14 protein-coding genes are annotated in these 19,928 nt (G+C 65.8%); 4 read left to right on the forward strand and 10 right to left on the reverse strand.

Annotation, left to right across the window (positions count from 1 at the left end; all coding sequences use genetic code 11):
- Nucleotide 1: 1 nt before the first annotated feature.
- A complete protein-coding gene (locus ACOQPH_RS06135; protein WP_420623837.1) occupies nucleotides 2-724 on the reverse strand; it encodes a corrinoid protein in 723 nt (240 codons plus the stop codon).
- A gap of 229 nt (nucleotides 725-953) precedes the next feature.
- A complete protein-coding gene (locus tag ACOQPH_RS06140) occupies nucleotides 954-2,666 on the reverse strand; it encodes a proline--tRNA ligase (protein ID WP_420623838.1) in 1,713 nt (570 codons plus the stop codon).
- Nucleotides 2,667-2,951: 285 nt separating this feature from the next.
- On the opposite strand from ACOQPH_RS06140, the gene ACOQPH_RS06145 reads away from it, so the two are divergent.
- Both ACOQPH_RS06145 and ACOQPH_RS06150 read left to right on the forward strand, forming a co-directional pair.
- The gene (locus ACOQPH_RS06145) at nucleotides 2,952-6,524 is read left to right on the forward strand and encodes an SNF2-related protein (RefSeq protein WP_420623839.1); all 3,573 of its coding nucleotides are present in this window, start codon (nucleotides 2,952-2,954) and stop codon (nucleotides 6,522-6,524) included.
- Nucleotides 6,521-6,931, forward strand: a complete 411-nt coding sequence (locus tag ACOQPH_RS06150; RefSeq protein WP_420623840.1) for a hypothetical protein — start codon at nucleotides 6,521-6,523, stop codon at nucleotides 6,929-6,931. Before ACOQPH_RS06145 ends, ACOQPH_RS06150 begins: the two co-directional genes overlap by 4 nt.
- A gap of 61 nt (nucleotides 6,932-6,992) precedes the next feature.
- Here the strand turns inward: ACOQPH_RS06150 and ACOQPH_RS06155 are convergent, their stop codons facing one another.
- The 3 genes from ACOQPH_RS06155 to ACOQPH_RS06165 form a co-directional block, all read right to left on the reverse strand.
- On the reverse strand, nucleotides 6,993-7,715 hold the full coding sequence (locus ACOQPH_RS06155) for a DsbA family protein (RefSeq protein ID WP_420623841.1): 723 nt from the start codon (nucleotides 7,713-7,715) through the stop codon (nucleotides 6,993-6,995).
- A gap of 11 nt (nucleotides 7,716-7,726) precedes the next feature.
- Nucleotides 7,727-9,463 carry an N-acyl-D-amino-acid deacylase family protein gene (locus tag ACOQPH_RS06160; protein ID WP_420623842.1) on the reverse strand — a complete coding sequence of 579 codons (1,737 nt, stop codon included), beginning with the start codon at nucleotides 9,461-9,463 and terminating at the stop codon, nucleotides 7,727-7,729.
- A 214-nt stretch (nucleotides 9,464-9,677) separates the two neighbouring features.
- Nucleotides 9,678-9,926, reverse strand: a complete 249-nt coding sequence (locus ACOQPH_RS06165; protein WP_420623843.1) for a hypothetical protein — start codon at nucleotides 9,924-9,926, stop codon at nucleotides 9,678-9,680.
- A gap of 105 nt (nucleotides 9,927-10,031) precedes the next feature.
- On the opposite strand from ACOQPH_RS06165, the gene ACOQPH_RS06170 reads away from it, so the two are divergent.
- Nucleotides 10,032-10,484 carry a transglycosylase SLT domain-containing protein gene (locus tag ACOQPH_RS06170; protein ID WP_420623844.1) on the forward strand — a complete coding sequence of 151 codons (453 nt, stop codon included), beginning with the start codon at nucleotides 10,032-10,034 and terminating at the stop codon, nucleotides 10,482-10,484.
- Nucleotides 10,485-10,721: 237 nt separating this feature from the next.
- On the opposite strand, the gene ACOQPH_RS06175 is transcribed toward ACOQPH_RS06170, so the two are convergent.
- Nucleotides 10,722-12,812, reverse strand: a complete 2,091-nt coding sequence (locus ACOQPH_RS06175; protein WP_420623845.1) for a DNA gyrase/topoisomerase IV subunit B — start codon at nucleotides 12,810-12,812, stop codon at nucleotides 10,722-10,724.
- Nucleotides 12,813-12,877: 65 nt separating this feature from the next.
- Nucleotides 12,878-15,325: a DNA gyrase/topoisomerase IV subunit A gene (locus tag ACOQPH_RS06180; RefSeq protein WP_420623846.1), complete on the reverse strand. Its 2,448-nt coding sequence runs from the start codon at nucleotides 15,323-15,325 to the stop codon at nucleotides 12,878-12,880.
- Nucleotides 15,326-15,692: 367 nt separating this feature from the next.
- On the opposite strand from ACOQPH_RS06180, the gene ACOQPH_RS06185 reads away from it, so the two are divergent.
- Complete coding sequence (locus ACOQPH_RS06185) at nucleotides 15,693-17,273, forward strand: hypothetical protein (protein ID WP_420623847.1); 1,581 nt, start codon at nucleotides 15,693-15,695, stop codon at nucleotides 17,271-17,273.
- On the opposite strand, the gene ACOQPH_RS06190 is transcribed toward ACOQPH_RS06185, so the two are convergent.
- From ACOQPH_RS06190 to ACOQPH_RS06200, 3 genes are read right to left on the reverse strand one after another with little or no spacing between them, the layout of a single operon-like run.
- Complete coding sequence (locus ACOQPH_RS06190; protein ID WP_420623848.1) at nucleotides 17,226-17,630, reverse strand: NUDIX hydrolase; 405 nt, start codon at nucleotides 17,628-17,630, stop codon at nucleotides 17,226-17,228. The genes ACOQPH_RS06185 and ACOQPH_RS06190 overlap by 48 nt on opposite strands.
- Complete coding sequence (locus ACOQPH_RS06195) at nucleotides 17,630-18,127, reverse strand: GNAT family N-acetyltransferase (protein ID WP_420623849.1); 498 nt, start codon at nucleotides 18,125-18,127, stop codon at nucleotides 17,630-17,632. Before ACOQPH_RS06195 ends, ACOQPH_RS06190 begins: the two co-directional genes overlap by 1 nt.
- Nucleotides 18,128-18,154: 27 nt before the next feature.
- Nucleotides 18,155-19,792: an FAD-dependent thymidylate synthase gene (locus ACOQPH_RS06200; protein WP_420623850.1), complete on the reverse strand. Its 1,638-nt coding sequence runs from the start codon at nucleotides 19,790-19,792 to the stop codon at nucleotides 18,155-18,157.
- Between the last annotated feature and the right edge of the window lie 136 nt (nucleotides 19,793-19,928).

A 19,928-nucleotide genomic window follows, 5' to 3' on the forward strand; every position in this document is an offset into this window, starting at 1 on the left:
CTCAGGCCGCGGCCGCCCGCCGGACGCGAATCAGGTCAGTGGCGGTCTCCGACGCAACTGCCGCATCGCGGCAGTAGGCATCGGCACCGACTGCTTCGCCGAATTCCTGGTTCAGCGGGGCGCCGCCGACGATGACGAGATAGTCGTCGCGCAAGCCCTGCTCGATGAGCGTGTCGATTACGACCTTCATGTACGGCATCGTGGTGGTGAGCAGTGCCGACATTCCCAAAATGTCCGGCCGGTGTTCGTCGAGAGCAGCGAGGAATTGGTCGACATCGGTATTGATGCCCAGGTCGATGACTTCGAAACCCGCGCCTTCGAGCATCATTCCCACGAGGTTCTTACCGATGTCGTGGATGTCGCCCTTGACCGTGCCGATGACAATCTTGCCGATGGGCTCGGCACCGGTCTCTGCGAGCAGGGGCCGTAGCAGCGCCATGCCGGCCTTCATCGCATTCGCCGCGAGCAGTACCTCAGGGACGAACAGGATCCCGTCGCGAAAATCGATGCCGACGATGCGCATGGCCTCGACCAACGCTTCATTGAGGACCTTGTCGGCTCCCCAACCGCGCCCGAGCAACAGCTCGGTGCCCTCCACGATCTCGGGCCCGAGCCCGTCGTAGAGATCGTCGTGCATCTGGGCGATGAGATCGTCATCGTCAAGGGCTGAGAGATCGATCTCTTCATCAGCATCGTCGGTGTCGACGGTCGCCGCGTCGGCCATGCACTGCCCCCTCGCCATCGTCATGACGTGTGCCGGGCACCCCCGTCCCGGTCGCCTGTACCACATCTAGCGTGGAGTCCTGCGGAAGGGTTGTTCCACCTAGCCTTTGTTCCGCATAGTGGAACTGTGCCGCAGAACGGTACAGCGGTACGGTATCACGTACCTTGCGCAAACGTCTACATACGGCAACATCGCGCCGGGCTCAACTGGAGCCGTCGGCCGGCAGCTCTCAGCGGCGACTCGCGCGGATCTTTCCAGCGAGTTCGGCACCGGCGACTGCGAGCACTGCCAGTCGCGTGTCACGGGACGAGCGTTCAGTGATCTCCACGTTGCCCTGCGCCAAGCTGCGAGCTCCGATCGTGACGCGGTAGGGGATACCCACGAGCTCGGCATCGGCCAGTTTCACGCCGGGCCGCAGCGGCCGGTTGTCGTAGAGACAGTCGACACCGTGGTCGCTCAGCGTCCGGTAGACCTGCTCGCCAGCCTGCGACTGCGCATCATCAGACGGGTCGAGGACGGTGACAACAGCCTCGTACGGGGCGACGGCGACGGGCCAGTACAGGCCCCGCTCGTCGTGATGCGTCTCGGCCACGGCGGCCATCGCCCGCCCGATCCCAATGCCGTAGCTGCCCATGATGGGGGTCTGGGCGACACCATTCGTATCGAGCACCGACACGCCCATCGCTTCGGAGTACTTTCGGCCGAGCTTGAAGATGTGCCCAGCTTCGATGCAGCGCACAATCTCCAACCGAGCGCCGCAGGAGATGCACGGTTCACCTGCCGACACCTCGCGCAGATCGGCCCAACGCGGATCGATGATGTCGCGCTCAGGATCCACGCCACGCAGGTGCCAGTCGTCTTCATTGGCTCCGGTCGTCATGGACCGACGGCCGCGCAACGCTTCATCGGCGTAGACCGGCAGATCGTCGACGCCGACTGCGCCGAGACTTCCGGGGTTGGCACCGAGCTGAGCGAGCGTCTCGGGTGCAGTGGCGGGTCGCACATCGGTGGCGCCGCTGCAATCGGCCAGCTTCTGCAGGTTGAGCTGGTGATCGCCCCGCAGGGCCACGAGGGTGAGCTGATCGTCGAGGACCATCACCATGGTCTTGATCTGCCGGTCAGCCGGCGCGCCGCCGTCGAAGGAGGCGAGCGCATCGATCGTGCGAACCCCTGGAGTGGGAAAGCGTTCGGGTGCGGTGACCGACGGCGGGTCGGTGACGGTCGGCACCGCCGCGAGGGCTCGCTCCACGTTGGCCCGGTACCCGCATGAGCTGCAGCGGGCCACGTCGTCCTCACCTACGGGCGACGCCACCATGAACTCGACACTGGCATCGCCGCCCATGGCGCCCGAGGAGGCCTGCACGGTCATCACCTCGAGATCGAGACGTTCGAAGATCCGCAAGTAGGCCTCGCGGTGTGCCTCGAACGAGGCGTCCAGACCCGCTTCGTCCATGTCGAAGCTGTAGGAGTCCTTCATCATGAACTCGCGCACGCGCAACAGTCCGCTGCGCGGGCGCGGTTCGTCACGGAACTTGGTCTGGATCTGGTACCAGGTCTGGGGCAGTTCCCGATACGAGCTCATCTCCGCCGCGAGCGTTGCGAAGACTTCCTCGTGTGTCATGCCCAGCACGACATCAGCACCGTTGCGATCGCGCAGGCGGAACATCTCCGAGCCCATGAGCGCCCATCGACCGCTGCGCCGCCAGAGATCGGCGGGATGCATCGCCGGCAGCAAGAACTCCTGCGCGCCGATGGCGTCCATTTCTGCCCGCACGATGTCGGCCACCTTGGTGTGCACTCGCAGACCGAGCGGCAACAGGCTGTAGTGCCCCGAGTGCAGCTGACGGATGAAGCCGGCCCGGATGAGGAGTTGATGGCTCACGGCCTCAGCCTCTGCGGGCGCATCACGCAGCGTCGGGATAAACGAATCGGACCATCGCATCCGACGCAGCGTAAGCGTGCGACCCGTCACATGCTTTGACCACTTCGCAGATTCGGGGCCCTAGGGGCGCTGAGGGTTGCGTTGCGATGCGAAGCGTGTCCAGTACCCTCACCCTGCCTAGCCACGACTGCACATCAATCGTGCAGTCTCGGCAGCGGACCGGGGCCACAGTGCCGACCACGGTGACTGTGCCCGCAGCGGGTCCTGCATCGACAGCTCGGACCAAGCGCGCAGCGCAGTCCGGACGGGCGGCGTAGTGCACCTGTTGGTACCCCTCATGACGCAATGAGCGACGAAGACTCACAGACACTGGTTCCGAACCATGGCGCGGCGGCGCCTGCGGTCCTCACACGCGCCACAGCTGCTGTCAGCAACGGTGGCGTCACCGTGGCGGCAGCCGCAGAACTCCGCAATGGCGCGACGGTCTCTGCCTTGGCGTCGATGCGCTGGGAGCAGATCGCTCGTCTTGTGTGGGCAGAGGCGCATGGCACCGCCGGGCTGGCAGAGGTCGCCACGCTCGAGACCGATCCGCAGCGCTGGGAACGGGTCCTGCTGGACCTGCTCGATCAAACGGAGACCTCCCTGTCGGGGGCACGCCGTCTGCCGCGTCCGATTCGGCGGCAGGTGGTACGAGATTTCGAGGCCGACTTCAGTGAGCTTGCCGCCGCCTACGAACGCCTGACAGGTCTCGACGCCACGCATGCACCCGATGACACCCCCTCCGGCACGGCCAGCGACGATGCCCCCGGTGCCGCTGCGGGACCACTGCGGGAGCCAGCGGCGCTGCAGCTGTCGTGGCAGCCCGGGCGGATCGTGGCGTGGGCTTCGGGGGCTGGCACCGAACCCGACGCCACAGAGCGAGTCATGGACCGTCTCGTCGCTACAGGCGCGCCGGACAGCGTTTGGCGCCCGCATCCGAATATCAAGCTGCCCGAGGGCACCAGCGCCGAGGCAGTCGTGGCCGATGTCAGCGACGTCCTGGGCTGGCTGGTCGGTCTCGACGGACCCGTCACCAGTCCTGGGGCGGCATCTCCGGAAGCGGCCGAGACTTCCTCTGCCGTCATCTCCGAGAACGGTCTGGGGAACGACGACGAATCCCTGCACGGCAATGAGCATCTCGACAGAACCGTCGGCGACCCCAACGACGATCGCCTCCTCAGTGCCAGTGCGCTGTGGATGCGGACCACTGCCCGCATGGCGGTGGAACTGGTGGCGGGGGGACGAACGGTGCCGCGGCTGCACCGGGTTCGAAAGCGTCGCAATCGCAAGCGGCCCGACACGGCGGAATTCTCGGTTCAGTGGCAGCCGGCTTCGGCCGAAGCCGACCGGTTGGCAGCGCTCATCGACCGCTTGCCGGGTGCAGTCTCGGCTCCCGAACCGAAAGCAGAGCCGCGCACGACGGTGCAATCGGCCCTGGCCGGCATGGTGGACGCCATCGTGACGAGCGCCGCAAAGCGCCTTGACGTTCCAGCAGCATCTCCGGAGCCCCGCAGCCGGGCGGAGATGGCAGAGGCCTTCTTGGCCTACCTGGATGGCACTCGCTTCGTCGGTTCAGCTAGTCAAGGCTCGGATCTTGCCCGGCGTATCGAGCTGTGGGCCAGGCCGGTGACCGCCGCCGCGCGCCAGTCGCTCGTGGTGCGGCTCGACGAGCCTGATGACGCCGGAGCCTGGCATATGCAAGTGCTGGCCCTCAGCCCCGAGGGCACGGCCGAGCCCGTCGAGGTGGCGATGGTGAGCGGCGTCAGCTCGCATCGCACCGAAGTACGCGACCAGCTCGCCCGCCTCGAACGGCTGCTGCCGGTGTTGATGCGCCCTGGCGGCAAGCGACGCGGGGAGGTCGTGCTCAGCCAGGACGAGGCGTGGGAACTGATGTCTCTCACCGGCCCGGCGCTGCAGTCCGCGGGCTTCAAGGTGGAAGTCCCGAACCTCTCGCGTGAGCGTCCGGCTCCGTCGCTGCGTCTCACCGCCACCGAGGCCACTGACAGCGCTCTGGGCGCGCAGCAGCTCACCGCAGTGAGCTGGACCGCTGTTTTTGGAGATGTGGAGCTCACAGCGGATCAGATTCACGAGCTGGCCTCACAAGCACGACCACTCGTACGAGACCGGGGCAAATGGATCGCGCTCGATCATGCCGACCTGGCCGAAGCGGCTGCTGCGCTTGCCGAACGAGCAGACGTCACCGCACTCACCGGTTCGCAGATGCTGCGCCAGGTACTGGGCCTCGAGGGCCCGACGGTACGTGGCGGCGTCACCATCTCAGGAGGCGGCTGGGCGGCTGACCTGCTGCGCTCCGCAGCTGAGATCTCCGCTGCGCCGCGGACCAGCCCCGAAGGTTTCGTCGGCGAGCTGCGCCACTATCAAGCCGAAGCGGTCGCGTGGCTGGAGTTTCTCGACGGGGCTGGTCTTGGGGGTTGTCTCGCGCTGGACATGGGTCTGGGCAAGACCCCAACAATGCTCGCTCGCATCGCGGCAGACCAGCGTCAAGCGCCGGCACTCGTCATCGCGCCACCGGCGGTCGTCGGCAATTGGGCGGCTGAGACAGCACGTTTCACACCTGGGCTGTCAGCGATCATCCACCACGGTCCGGCTCGGCGCGAACCCGCAGAGCTGGTACGCGCTCTGCGTAACCGCAGCGAACAGATCGATGTGGTGATCACGACGTACGGCACCGCAGTGCGCGACATGGACGCACTCGAAGAGGTGACGTGGGACCGCATCGTGGTCGACGAGGCACAGGTCATCAAGAACCACACCAGCGAGACTGCCAAGCAGCTTCGGCGGTTGTCTGCTCGCATCCGTGTGGCGTTGACCGGCACCCCGATCGAGAACGGGCTCGGCGACCTGTGGGCGATCATGGACTTCTGCAATCCGGGCTTGGTGGGCTCAAGGACGCCGTTCATCGCTCAGCTGCAGCAGCCCGGTGACGCTCGAGGAGCTGCCGAATCAGCCCTGCATGCACTCAATGGCGTGCTGGTGTTCCGCCGCACGAAGGTGGAGCCCCAGATCGCCGCTGAGCTGCCCGACCGAATCGACGAGCTCGCGCACTGTGCCATGACACCCGAACAGATCGGCTTGTACCAGGCAGTCTTGGACCAGCTGATCGTCGACACCGCGGCGAGCGAGCAGGCAGGCGAAAGGCGCAAGGGGGCCGTCTTGGCGGCCATCACCGCGCTCAAGCAGATCTGCAACCACCCGCTCAACTACCGCCCCGACGACATCAACAGCCAGATCGCCGGACGCAGCGGCAAACTCGACCGCTTGCAGGAGATTCTCGAGGCAGTCTTCGCGGCGGGGGAGCGGGCGCTGGTATTCACGCACTTCGCCACCTGGGGCGAACGCCTGGCGACCCACCTGACGCGACGGACCGGACTGCAGATTGACTGCTATCACGGCGGTCTGGGTCGCACAGCCCGCGACCGCATGGTGCACCGCTTCCAGACCGAGGACGGACCTGGGGCGATGGTGCTGTCGCTGAAAGCAGGCGGCACGGGACTGAACCTGACCGCAGCGAGCCATGTGGTGCTCTACGACCGCTGGTGGAACCCTGCGGTGGAGGATCAGGCCCGCGACCGGGCGTGGCGCATCGGCCAGACGCGCACAGTCATCTGCCACCGCCTGGTCTGTCCAGGCACCGTCGACGAACGGGTGGAAGAGGTTGTGGCTGGCAAACGGCGCATTGCCGACATGGTGCTGCCGAAGTCCAGCTCCATCGGCGATCTCGACTCTGAGCAACTCCGGCACGCCCTGGGCATCGATGCCGATGCTCTGCTCGCCGACGACTTCGACGGAATCGATGCCGACACGCCGGAGATCGCCGAGATGGTGCCCGCCGGTGCTTTAGTTGCAGGTGGGTCATGAGCAGCCGTCGCCGCCGCAAGACCTCGCGCACCCGGCGCCTTGACGGTGCCGAAGTCCAGCAGCGGCAGGCTGCTGAGGCGAGCGCAGCCTTCTGGCATGGCTCAACCAGAGCTGCGATTTCGCCGGAACACGCTGATGCTGCCGCCAGTTCGGCGGCGACGACGGCCAGCGCCGAAGACGCTGCGGTTCCGCACGCCGATATCGGTACCGAGGCGCGCCGCATCTCGATCACGACCGACCCGACCTCAACGGTGCGCTCGCTCGGCAAACCGCCGCTCGCAGGACGCGAGACGGTTGCGGAGCACTATTTCGAAGCCGTCTATAAGCGCGCCGTAGCCATGGCGGGTGCCCTCGCCGCAGCGGGTGGGCTGCTCGCTCCCGACGGCGAGGGGCGCACGGCGTCCTGACCGTCGTGGTGGGGCACGCCGCGCGTGCCCAATGGCCCGTAGTAGTGGCCCGCAGTGCGGCTCAGTCGGCGGCCTGGGACTCGAAACCGACTTCCTTGCCGCGATTGATGCTGACCCAGTCGCGCGCTTCGAGGTACGGCTTGAACGTCTCGTAGATGGCGCGCTCGTCATCTTCCATCTTGGGTCGCTGTACCTCGTAGAGGCGCGGGAACTCCAGCCAGCCCACGACGAGGTCCCACATTCGCAGCGCGGCGTCGCCAGTAGGCGGCTCGAGCAGCACCGGTCCGAAGATGGCCTGGTCATCGAAGAACAGCGTCGGCACACCGAATCCGCCGGAATCGACGACACGCTGGTGCTCCGCCTTGATCTCGTCATGGGTTGTCTCGTCGGAGATCGAGACATCCACGATGTCGGGATCGGCGCCAATCTGCTCAAGCAAGTGACGGGCGACGTCAGGGTTGTGGGGGCGGTTGCCGTCGACGTGCAGGGCCCGCCCCGACGTGGCGTACCACTTGTCGAGCAGATCCATGGAATCGCGCCGGAGGATCGCTCCGATGCGCATCATCGACCAGCCGTAGCTCCAGTCGCGCTCCCACGGGTGCTTCTTGCCCTCGCGCAAGTTCACCTCTTCGAGGCTGAAGAACTTCCAGTTCACCTGCAACCCCAGCCGGTCACGGACGTCTCGCATCCACAACGACGTCTGGTACGCCCACGGGCACATCACATCGAAATGGAAATCCACTTCGGTGGGGCCGGTGTAGTTGTCTGCATTGATTGTGCTCATGAGGCTTCCCTTTAACCGCGGCCGTGGCGCAGCAGCTGGCCAGGGGTGGCGCCGGTGCAATCGCCGGAGGTGAACGTGACCTCGCCGTTGACGATGATCTGGTCGTATCCCTTGGCCCGCTGGATACGGCGCCATTCGCCGCCCGGCAGGTCGTGCTCGACGTTGCCGATCCAGGGCGGGTCGATCTCGAGCTCTTCCATGTCGTAGACCACGACATCTGCCGCAGCGCCCTCTCGCAGCGTTCCACGGTCCTTGAAACCTGCCGCGTGCGCTGCGAGCGCCGAAAGCCGGTAGTGGGCCTCTTCGAGCGTCACAGTGCCCTCGTCACGCACCAGCCACGCCAGGAAGTCGGTGGTGTAGGAGCCGCCGCTGAAGAACTTGGTGTGCGCGCCACCGTCTGATACGCCGGGGATGGCGTACGGCGATTGCATCATCTCGCCCATGAACTCGGCATTTGAGCCCTTGTCAGGGCCGAGGAACTCCACGTTGAGATCGCCCTGGAGCGACAGGTCCAGCATGACCTCGATGGGGTGCTTGCCCTGTTCTTCGGCGAGGTCGCCGACAGAGCGGCCCACGTACTGCTGCATGTCAGCTTGGCGGTTCACGCCTTGTACGACGAGACCCTTCGGATTGCCGCCCACACCGGCCTGGATGACCTGCAGGCGGCGGTCTGCCTCGGCGGCCTCAGCCACGAGTGCGGCGCGCAGCTCGGGATCGGACATCTTGGCGATCTTGTCCTCCTTGGTGCCCGTGGTGACCGTACGCCAAGCGGGGGAGGCGTCGTAGAGGTTCCAGTGCTCGAGCGTGAAGGCAAAGCCTGCGCGACCGGTCCCGCACTGCGCGTAGATCGGCAGCTCGGCAGACCAGCATTTGTCGATCCAACGCAACGGACGGCGGTGCACTTCAGGGTCCTTGCGGGCAGGCACCACCACGTTGTGCAGGATCGGCCGCTGGGCTGTCGCTGCAAGTACCTCGAGGAACTTGATGTCGGCCCGAATGTCGCCGGTGCCCTGGGTGATCTGGATGAAGCCCTCGTCCCGTTCCGCCAGCACACGCGCCAGGTTCAAGATGTCCTCGTCGCACATGATGTCGGTGACCATGGGGGAGCCGTCGTAGTCGGCCTGCACGCTGTCGGGACCGAGTCGCTGGATGGAGAAGCCGCACAGCCCGGCATCCATGCCCTCGTGCAACAGGCGCGCCATCTCCTTGCGCTCTGCGGTCGATGCCGGCTCGCCGGCCTTGGCCTTCTCGAGTCCCATCACGTAGGTCATGAGCGAGGCCGTGGGCATGTACTGGATGACGTTGACGCCCTTGGGGGCCCGCTCGAGCGAATCCAGGTATTCCGGGATGGTCTCCCAGTCCCAGTTCATGCCCAGCCGCATGGACTCATACGGGATCGCCTCGGTGCGTGTCATGGTCAGCATGGAGCGGTCGCGGAATTCCGGCTTCACCGGCGCGAATCCAAAACCGCAGTTGCCCAGCACTACCGACGTCACGCCGTGATAGCCCGAGATCGTGCACCACGGATCCCAGCGAATCTGGGCGTCGTAGTGGGTGTGAAGGTCAACGAAACCGGGGGCGACGATCTTCCCCGTGGCGTCGATCACCCGCCCCGCAGTGCCTCGGGGACGACCGCCGAGCTGGGCCACTTTGCCGTCGGAGATCCAGACGTCGCCCTTGTAGCGCGGCACTCGCGTGCCATCGACGATCGTGCCGCCCTTGATGTGAATGTCGTACTCGCTGCTCATTGCGCGCCCCCGCATCATCCGAACTGGCCACAGGCGCGCAAATAACGCGCCAAAGCCGCATATTCAAGGTACTCGCGCACTGGGGTGCTCGCCGGAGCAATGACAACCAGTTGTCACCTGCGCCCCATAGCCTCCGACCCGTTTGGCAACAGCGGAGTGGTGCATGCGGGGTACTGGCCAAAGGAGACACGTTCCGGCCAATTCCTTGGTGACCTCAGCGGTCGCCTTGGTCGTCCTCGTTGTATTGCTGGCTCTGAGCCTTGGCGCCACCACCCGAGCCGAGCGTTCCCCCGCAGCACATCGCTACACCCAACAGCCGACGTTCCAACCCAGGGCTGATTCCGTCAAGGCCACCAGCAGTGCCTTGACTCAGCCTCCGGTCCTCTTCGACAGCTCCGGGCCCGAGCTTCCCCGCCGAATCGGAGTTCAGGGAGATGCGGTTGGAGAGCACCCAAATCTGCACCCGTCGCCGATCGCCACCGCCCACGTCGTTGTTGAACCCGGAGACCAGTTTCGCCGCACCGTGGCTCCAGGCGTTCCCATCGAATGCGATCGCTACCGACCCTTGGTGGCCGACACCGGGGACTGGGATCCCGATGTCGTCCTCGCTTTGATCTGGCGGGAATCGTTCTGCAATGAACGCGCCGTCTCACCGACCAACGACTGGGGGCTGCTTCAACTCAACGCAACCTGTTGGGCCGGAAAAGGCATCGATGGACTTTCTCGTGTCAGACACCTGCCCGATGGAATCGACCCGCCCGATCTCCAGTGCGATGGCGCCACTGATGCCACACCCACCGCGCAATGGTGCTTCCACGCCAAAGAGGAAGCCATCGTCACCGGCCGCCGACCGTCGTCACCCTGCGATGCCTGGCTCAACCCTGCGACAAACCTCGAGACCGCGTATGAGATCTGGCGCGTCGCAGGATGGCAACCGTGGTGTTTCGACGACACCAGCCGAGCTACGCCTGCGTGCCAAGCCGCAGCTGTTGCTCCCAAGGCTCAACAGACAGCGCACTAGCTGCCGCATGCTCACTGACGACACCTTCGGAGAGCTCTCGTACACCTGCGGTCGACCGGGGGACTTCCTCACGGGAGCCGCCGTGGCCCCGGAAGACATTAACTTTACATAATGTCTATTATCGGCGTCTTGTAACGACACCATGGCAGGTACTGTCGCCCCCAAGGCGAAGAAGACCTGCGTCACCGCCATCGACAGTCGCACCCGAACTGGACTGTTGTCGTGCCCAGCTGAGGTTCAGATGTCGAGGGATTGGCCGTAGTTTTGGCTGTGCTCGATGATGAAATCTCGTCGAGGTGCGACGTCGGCGCCCATCATGACGGTGAAGGCGTCGTCTGCGCGTGCCTGAGCGCTGTGGGCTTCTCCAAGGCTGATCTTGCGCAGGACCCTGGTCTGCGGATTGAGCGTCGTCTCGAACAGCTCGTCGTCGTCCATCTCGCCGAGACCCTTGAACCGTGTGAGCCGGTACCTCCGGTTTGCTGCATCAAGCTCATCGACGAACGCTGCCCGCTCGGCCTCTGAGTACACGAACTTCTTCTGCGTGCCGATGCTGAACGCATGCGTCGGCGGCTGCGCTGCGTACACCCGCCCGGCGGCCAGCAATGGCCGCATGTAGTGGTAGATGAGCGTCAGGACAAGGCACCGAATGTGGCTGCCGTCCACATCGGCGTCGGCGAGCAGGATGAGACGTTCGTAGCGGCATGCATCGAGGTCGAAGGCAGCACCTGAACCCGCACCGAGTGCCGTGAACAGCGCCGTGGCCTCTGCGTTGTCCAGAACCGCCTTCAGAGTTCCCTTGCTGGCATTGACGACCTTGCCTCGCAACGGCAGCACCGCTTGCCATGCGCTGTCGCGTGACCGCTTTGCCGGGCCGGCGGCGGAATCGCCTTCCACGATCAGCAACTCGCCGGCCGGATGCAGCCGGCAGTCAGCCAGCTTGTCCGGGAGTCCGTTATTGCCGAGTGACGCCGCCTTGCGCTTCTGATCGAGGGCTCGACGCGACTCCACACGGTTCACGACCGCATTGGCGAACTTGTCGATCAGCGCTCGCACATGGACCTTCTTCGAGCCCGCCGCGCTGCCGTCGAACCACGCACGCAATCCTTCGCGCACCACATTGGCCACGATCCGCTGCACCTGTGGAGTCCCCAGCTCGCGCTTGGTCTGGCCCCGGAACTGCGGTTCGGGAAGAGTGGCCCGCACTACGGCGACAAGCCCTTCTTGCGCATCCTCTCGCTGTGCACGGGCATCGTCGCGCAGGCGCCGCAGCTTGCGCGGGTCGGCCTCGGCCAGCGCTGCGTTCACCGCTGTCGTGAGTGCTCGTTCGAATCCCGCGATGTGCGTGCCGCCCTCGGGTGTCGGGATCGTGTTCACGAACCCGACAATGCGGCTGTCGTAGGCCTGCGTCCAGCGCAGTGCCACCTCGACATCGCACTGGCGCGTGACGTCGGTGAGCTCGCCGTCCACGGGCACCCGCTCGGTGAATTCCTCCGAGCCGGTCAGGCGGATGAGCCCGGTCACCGGTGCGTCATGGCCGCACAGCTTGTCGACGAAGTCTGCCAAGCCGCCCGCTGAGACAACCTGCTCGACGACCGGCGGATCCGCCCGGCGGTCGGCCAGGGTGATCTTGACCTTGGGCACCAGGAAGCACACCTGTTCGATGCGCTCGCGCACCTCGTCGAAATCCACGACAGCCGACGGGTCGAAGATCCCGGTGTCGGGCCAGAACCGCACGCGAGTGCCCGTGCGTCCCGCCGACACCCGTCCGACCCGCTTGAGCTTGTGCCCGGCGCGGAAGCGGCCGGCGCTGTCGGTGTGTCCGGCAATTCGATCCTTGAATTCCAGGCGGTGGGTGACGCCCTTGCGGTTCACATCGACAACGAGGTGGCTCGACAGTGCGTTCACGACCGATGCTCCGACACCGTGCAGACCTCCCGAAGACCCATACGCCCCAGTGCCGAACTTCCCCCCGGCGTGCAACTCGGTGAACACCACTTCGAGAGCGGTGATGTTGTCGTGCTTGACGCCGACGGGGATCCCTCGACCCCGGTCGACGACCTCATAGGAGCCATCATCGTGCAGAGTGATCTCGATGCTGCGACCATGGCCAGCAGCAGCCTCGTCGACGGCATTGTCGATGATCTCCCACAGAAGGTGCACGAGACCTGTCGAGCCGGTGCTGCCGATGTACATCCCCGGCCGCTTGCGCACCGCTTCGAGCCCTTCAAGCACCTCGATGGCGCCGGCGTCGTAGACAGCCGCCGCACTCGAATCGGCAGCGCGTGCGGGGGGCTCGGACCTGGCATCGCGATCAGCTTCGTCTGCCATCTTGCGAGGTGTTCCTTCCGTCGCCGCGCGGGAATCTGTGCCAACCGGTGTGGGGGCCGCGGCCATCAGAATCGGTACTCCCCCAACGTCACGATCCGGGTCTGCGCCCCTCGGGCTGCACCGTTGCGCCGGGTCGACTCCAATTGCGGCCGCACTGGCGTCGGATCGGGCGACGAAATGTCGCCATGGGGTGCCGTGATCGCCGCGACTTGCCGGTTCACGCCCACCCACGCGTAGGCCACTTGTGTCTCGAACCCTGACAATCGAACCGTCGGCGAGCCTGAGGTACCTCGGCCGCGGGACGGGATGTCGGACATCTCCGTGACTTTCAGTGCCCCCTCATCGGTCACCTCCGCCACCAGCGTGCCAAAGGCGATCGGCGCAGCCGCCAGCACCGTGGCCCCCGGCCGCAGCTTCATGCCCGTGACCCCGGCAGCGTTCGGCCCTCTCACCGTCACAGAATCGGCGGCGAATCGAAGCACGTGGCCCGTCGAGGCCACCATCGCGACTTCCCCTCCGTCCGGTGCCCCGAAGCCAGCCACGACGCGGTCCCCCTCGTTCAGCGAGATCACCGTGTTTCCACTGCGAATCGAGCCGAGCACAGCCGCATCGAGGCGTTTGGCGATGCCCCCTCGGGTGATGATCGCGATCGGTCCGCTGACGTCGCCGAACAGTGCGACGGGTTGCTCGCCACGCGCCAACGAGAACATCTCGCGAACGGGCGCTCCCCTGCTGCCGCGCAGCATCTCAGGCACCGCTCGCACCTCCGTGCGAAGCACACGACCACGGTCGGTGATGAGGTGCACCGCATCGAGATCTGAAGCCGCCGCGGTGGCCACCAAGACGTCGTGGCGACCGGGCTTGGCGCTGAGCGGGTCCTCGGAATGGCGCCGACCAAGCAGGCCCGATGTCGAGAGCGTGATCACGCTCGTTCGCTCGGCCGTTTCGCGCTCTCCGTCGAATTCGAGCGAGCCTGCGGCATCGGCGTGAGGGGATGGCGGCACGAACTCAACGAGGTCGTCACGATGCCGGATCTCTGTGCGACGCGGGACCGCGAACTCCTCCACCAGCTCGTCCAGCTCGCGCTCGACAATCGTCCGGCGTCGTGCGTCTGATTTGAGAATCCTGCGGTACTGGGCAATGGCATCGCGCAACTCCCCCAATTCGTCCCGCAGGCGCTGGGTCTCGAGCGCGGTCAGCCGCCGCAGCTGCATGTCGAGGATGTGATTGGCCTGGATCTCGGTCAGGTCGAGACGGGCCATCAACTCAGTCCGTGCTGCAGCGACATCGGAAGCAGAGCGGATGATGGCGATGACCGTGTCGATGTTGTCGAGCGCGATGAGCAGACCAGCCACGATGTGCTCGCGCTCGAGCGCCCGGTCCAGCCGGTGCTGCGTCCGGCGGATGATGACATCGAGACGGTGCTCGATGTAGTGCTCGCACAACGCCCTCAGCCCGAGCTGGCGAGGCACGCCGCCCACCAGTGCCACGTTGTTGATGCCGAAAGTGTCCTCGAGCGGCGTCAGCCCCCAGAGCTGCGAGAGCACACCCTGGGCGTTGACACCAGGCCTGCATTCGATGACGAGGCGAAGCCCGTGGTTGCGGTCAGAGAGGTCGTTCACCGCTGCGACGCCCTCGATCCGGCCGCCTGCGGCCAATTCGCGGATCTTGGCCTGCACACGTTCGGGACCCACCATGTAGGGCAACTCGGTCACCACGATGCCGTCCCGCCTCGACGTGATCGGTTCGATGTGGGCTTTTGCCCGGATCCGGATCGTGCCCCGGCCCGACTCGTACGCCTCGGCGAGGCCGTCGTCGACGATGACAGTGCCGCCCGAGGGGAAGTCCGGTCCCCGCACCAGGCTCATCAGCTCTGCGGTTGTGGGCTTGGGCCGGCGTTGGCGCAGGACCAGCTTGATCGCCGACGCCACTTCGGCCAAGTTGTGCGGCGCCATATTGGTGGCCATGCCCACGGCGATGCCGCTGGCGCCGTTCACGAGCAGATTCGGCAGCAGCGCCGGCAAGCACGCAGGTTCGGTGCGCTCGCCGTCAAAGTTCGACACGAGGTCCACCGTGCCCTCATCGATGCCGGCAACCATCGTCATTGCCAGGGCGCTCAGGCGGGCCTCGGTGTAGCGGTACGCAGCAGGCGGGTCGTCGAGGCTGCCGAAATTCCCTTTGGGCTCCACCAGCGGAGCGGACATCGCGAAGGCCTGGCCCATGCGGACCATTGCCTCGTAGATCGCGCCGTCGCCGTGAGGGTGGTACTTGCCCATCACCTCCCCCACCACGCCGGCGGACTTGCGAAACGGCGTGCCGGGGCGCAAGCCCAGGTCGTCCATGACGTACAGGATCCGGCGCTGCACGGGCTTGAGACCGTCGCGGACGTCCGGAATCGCGCGGGCTGTGGTGACCGAGAGCGCATAGGGCATGAATGAGTCGCGCATCTCATCAGCGACATCCACCTCGTGGATCTCGCTGGCGATTGACGTTGGAGCAGTCGGACCGGCCATCAGCACCGATTCCTTTCTGTGGCTGGCCTTGCAGCGACTTGGGTGTTCTCGCGCGGCGAGCGCGCAACATCGCGGCCGAGGTGATCTGATTTGTCAGAGGACCATTTCGGCCGGCACTTGCGAGGGTACGACCCCTGCGCGTCTGCGCTGAGTCAATTGCGCTGGATCGGCTCAGTCGAGGCCCGCCCCTCGCTCTCATTGCCGTTGACGAGCCAGCAAGGACTACCCTCCGGCACGTGTCGGTGAGGCCTGCGGCGGGATTCGCTGCCCCCACGCAACGCTGCGTCGTCGGCACGCTGGCCGTGCCATCACCACAGCCCGTGCACCCGCTGCGCACAGCGCAGGATGCCCGACGTGCGGAGCGACGATGAGCCGACGCATCGAGGTCGAACTGACAAGTCGACGCGACGACGGCTCGTGGACATGGCGCGCTGCGGGAGCCAAGCAGCCCAAAGGAACCCTCAACGGCGAACTGGTGCCGGCGGGCATTGCTGCGGGCGATGTCGTGCGGGTCGATGCCGACTTCGAGATCGACGGGATCACCGTCACTGCGGTGCTGCCGCCCAAGTCCCGAAGCGGCAAGCCGGAATCCGAGCGGATCGAATTGCTCGGACCGCCCGAGCGGGGAGGCGGCTCGGTCACGACAACCGGCGTTGGGGCACGCCGAGGCGGCCGCAAACGCGACGGGGAGCGAACCGGTCGACGTGACGGCGATCGCGGACCTCGCTCGCGGCGCAAGCCGCGCGGCGAGCGCTCCGATGGTGACGGTGCTCCTGAGGTCGCGACCGCCAAACGCGGCAAGGCGTCAAAGCAACGCCGCCAGCGTGACGGAGACAACCGAGCGCCGCGCAGCCGATCCGCAGATCGCGCCAAGAGATCAGAGCGCTCCGCACCGAAACCCGAAACCCCTGATCGCCCCCCTCGTCCAAAAGCCCGCAAACTGCGTCCGGGCCGCAAGCATCGAGACGCGCTCATCGCCGCCCTGCCTGTCGAACAACAGGTCGTAGCCGAACAAGTGGCTCGGGGAGGGCTCGCGGCAGTACGTACCGAAATCGATGCGCAAAATCAAAGAGCTGCGGACGAAGGGAATCCAGAGGTCCCGGCCGAAGGATTGATCTCGTTGGCAGAATCCCTCGTCGGTCCGCTGCAGATTGCCGAGTGGCGCGACCGCGCTGACGCCGCAATCAGCCAGATCGAAAAGCTCGACCTGCGAGATCTTCGCTCTGTTCTCGTCGCCGCGGAGGACTTCGCCAGAGACGCTGAGGCTCGCGAACTCGCAGATCGAATTCGAGACGGCCTCAACGATCGGCTCGAAAGCAGTCAGCGTGAATGGCATGACGATCTGCGCTTGACACTGACCGAAGGCCGCGTCGTGCGTGCACTGCGGCTGAGCTCTCGTCCGCCCAAGGCCGGTGCGCCGTTGCCGCCCGAGATCGCACAGGAACTCACGGCCCAGGCCAATGCCGCACTCGGCTCTGGGGCCTCACAGCACCGGATCGCCGTGGTACTCGAGGCAGTTGCTTACTCACCTGTTCGGCCCTACGTCGTGCTCCCGAACATTCCGGACAAACCCGAGGCCGAGCTGCTCGAAGTCGTGCGCAGGATCGCAGACCGGCTGCCCGAAGTCGCCACGGCGCTCGGGATCGACCCCACTGCCGCTCGACGGGGTGGCCGGCCACGCCGCGGCTCCAAGAAGCAGTCAGCCGCCGCTCTGTCCAAGAAGGCCGACGCAGACCGACCCAAGGCCGACACTGCCGACGATCCTGCACCCGAGACGGACACTGCCGAAACGCCGGCCGACGACGCTTCCCCAGCGTTGGCCGACGACGCTTCGCCCGAGTCAGGCGACGACGCTTCCCCAGCGTTGGGCGATGCCGCTCCGAAGGAGTCGGACGACAACTCAACCCCTGATGACGTGGCGGTCGAGGAAGTCGCGCATCCCGCCTGAGAGCGGGATCAAGCCGTCGCCGATCTCGTCAAAGCTGACGAAACGCGCAGCTGCGGCGTCATCACCGGCAATCGGCATCGCGTCAGAACCGCAGCGAACGGCGTAGTCCAGGATCACGAAGTGATTCGTTGCGCTGACGTGCTCAGTGACGCCGACCAGATCACCGCACTCCACCGTCAGTCCCGTTTCTTCTGCCAGCTCTCGTTCCACGGCGGTACGCAGGCGCTCCCCAGCTTCGACTCGACCCCCTGGAAACGCCCACATCCCGACTGCGGGCGGACGGGCTCGTTTGACGAGCAGCACCGAGCGGCCCCGCACTGCGATGCCCCCGACGCAGATCTCCGGTCTCAGTCCCATCACTCCCCCGCGTTCGCGGGCGGTTCACCTTCCAGCTTTCGGTGCAGTACGAGAAGGCGGGCGGTGAACCCGAAGGTCTCGAAGAAGTTCTTCGTGGCTCGGTTTCCCGGCAAGGCCAACGCATCGATGCCGACGCAACGGTGTTGATCGCACCAGCCGAGGATTTCTGAAATGAGTGCCTCGCCGACCGCTACCTCCCGCGCGCCCGGAGTCACATACAAATCGAGCACCCGACCGAGGAGCTCACCGGTTTGCAGCACCTCGATGGCGGCTGTGGCATAGCCAACCGCAGTGCCGTCGATCGTGCCGATCCAGAGCTGCTGATCCGGGTCGCTCAAGGCGGCCTCAAGACTCATCTCGAACGGGCGAGCACGCACTTCCCGGCGCGACCAGACCCAGCCGCCACGTGCATCGACCTGCTCGGCGACGGCATCTGCAGCAAGACCGGCGAGCGCTTCGAGATCTCCCCGACCGGCGAGGCGGGCCGCTATGTCCATGCTGGGGGGCTCATGTGGCGGGGTCCATCAGGCCGGTTCGGCGGAGCGGCGGCGCTCGGTGGCCTCCTCGGCACCGAGACGCCCCAGCACGCCTTGGGACAGATCCACATGCGACAACATCGCAGCGACGGCGCGATGGCCTGCCACTTCGGCAATCTGGCGATACATCTCGGTCACGATGCGCCGGTAGTCCTCGTGCCCCTGCGGCTGGGATCGCAGCTCGATCATGTGCATCGCCTCGCGAGCGTTGAACTGCATGCTGTAGCGCACCCGGTACGCCATGGCGACTGCGTAGGAGGCCTCCAGCGGTCCTACGGCGTCGGCGAGCGCGTCATACATCTCCGCCGACAGCTCCATGACCTCGTCGTACGCCTCTCCCCCACCAGCGGCATCGACGAGACCGGGAACGACGTAACCGTGACGCGGCCCGAGTGGCTGCCATTCGATCGTCAGCAGGCGATGCCGCTGCAGGTCACGGAAGCTCCCATAGTCGCCGAGCACATCGAACCGGTAGTCGATTCGCTCGAGCGCTCGGCTCGGTCGGTGACGGCGGTTGGTTCGCTCACCGGCATAGCGCTGCACCAAGTCCAAGCGCTGGGCCTCGGTCATCTCTCTCACCCGCGCAGCAATCTGCGACTCGGGCAGGTCGGTGTAGGGGAACAGCATCGCCGCGAGCATCTTTTCCTCGCCGACGGGGTCCCAATCGGTCAAGACGACCTCGGGCACCGGTTCGGGTGTCTCATCGTCGAACAGCTCGGCGACGAACTCGTCCATCGCGACGCGGTTGGCCTCCAGGTAGTCCGACCACACGATCCCCCGGTCGGGCTGGTCGACACGCCGCAGGAACGACGGGATGACTTTGCGAAGCTCGGTCAGCATCAACTGGGCATAACTGCGCGCCTCGGGCAGCGGATGGGCCCTCATCCGCAGCAGAAGCGCCTCATAGGCCTGCCCGCTGCCGAAGATGCCGACGTTGGACAAGCTGGCTGCGGGAAGCAGCCCACGGGCCGCGTCGAAAGCCTGAGCTCGAATCGCCCGGCGACGGGCAAGATCACCGCCTTTGGCGGTGACAGACGACACAGTGCCGCCTTTGGCGGCGTCGTGGTGGTCGGTCAGCCATGCGGTCATCCGGCGGACCATGTCGCCGTAGGCGTCGAACATGCGATCGACATCGCCGATGAAGCGTGTTCCGACGGCTGAACTCATGACGCTTGGCGGTCGGTGATACCGGTAACGACCCTGGACACGCTCGTCGTAGGCGAGGTAGCGGGTGGATTGCTCGAGGTACGACATCAGCCGTCCTCGTTCGAGAATCTTGGTGAGCAAGTTGGAGGCCTGCTCACACGCGAGATGCACTGCTCCGAGCTGGGCCACCGAGTCGTCGCCGTATTCCACAAATACGCGCTGGTAGAGCTGTTCGGCACGTTCGACGCCGACGGTGGCGTCGATGGTCTCATCGCCGGAGATGTCGAGATCGTCGACGAACTCGTCAAGCAGGAGCCGTCGGAGAGTCTTGTGCGTCCTGGAGTAGCGAGCGAACAACGCCCCCTTCACCACTTCGGGAAGGTTGACGAGGGCGAATACCGGCTGGCGCAGGTTGGTGACATAGCGCCGCAAGACGTCCCGCTCATCAGGAGTGAACGTCTCGGCGGCGTAGTGGATCACCGGCAGGTCAACTCGAGCGACGACACCGCGCCGATGGTATGGCGCACCGGCCTGTCCTCCGTGGACCTTCGTTCCCGGGCCGCCGCCGGGGCACAGCCCGTTGCGGCAGGCCACAGGTACACCGAGCAAGCGTTCG

The sequence above is a fragment of the Candidatus Poriferisodalis sp. genome (assembly GCF_965221945.1).
Taxonomy (GTDB): Bacteria; Actinomycetota; Acidimicrobiia; order Acidimicrobiales; family Poriferisodalaceae; genus Poriferisodalis.

Excerpts from the sequence above, each read along its gene's own strand:
- ACOQPH_RS06135 (WP_420623837.1), bottom strand. The coding sequence starts at position 724 with ATGGCCGACGCGGCGACCGTCGACACCGACGATGCTGATGAAGAGATC.
- ACOQPH_RS06140 (WP_420623838.1), bottom strand. The coding sequence starts at position 2,666 with ATGCGATGGTCCGATTCGTTTATCCCGACGCTGCGTGATGCGCCCGCA.
- ACOQPH_RS06145 (WP_420623839.1), top strand. The coding sequence starts at position 2,952 with ATGAGCGACGAAGACTCACAGACACTGGTTCCGAACCATGGCGCGGCG.
- ACOQPH_RS06150 (WP_420623840.1), top strand. The coding sequence starts at position 6,521 with ATGAGCAGCCGTCGCCGCCGCAAGACCTCGCGCACCCGGCGCCTTGAC.
- ACOQPH_RS06155 (WP_420623841.1), bottom strand. The coding sequence starts at position 7,715 with ATGAGCACAATCAATGCAGACAACTACACCGGCCCCACCGAAGTGGAT.
- ACOQPH_RS06160 (WP_420623842.1), bottom strand. The coding sequence starts at position 9,463 with ATGAGCAGCGAGTACGACATTCACATCAAGGGCGGCACGATCGTCGAT.
- ACOQPH_RS06175 (WP_420623845.1), bottom strand. The coding sequence starts at position 12,812 with ATGGCAGACGAAGCTGATCGCGATGCCAGGTCCGAGCCCCCCGCACGC.
- ACOQPH_RS06180 (WP_420623846.1), bottom strand. The coding sequence starts at position 15,325 with ATGGCCGGTCCGACTGCTCCAACGTCAATCGCCAGCGAGATCCACGAG.
- ACOQPH_RS06185 (WP_420623847.1), top strand. The coding sequence starts at position 15,693 with ATGAGCCGACGCATCGAGGTCGAACTGACAAGTCGACGCGACGACGGC.
- ACOQPH_RS06190 (WP_420623848.1), bottom strand. The coding sequence starts at position 17,630 with ATGGGACTGAGACCGGAGATCTGCGTCGGGGGCATCGCAGTGCGGGGC.
- ACOQPH_RS06195 (WP_420623849.1), bottom strand. The coding sequence starts at position 18,127 with ATGGACATAGCGGCCCGCCTCGCCGGTCGGGGAGATCTCGAAGCGCTC.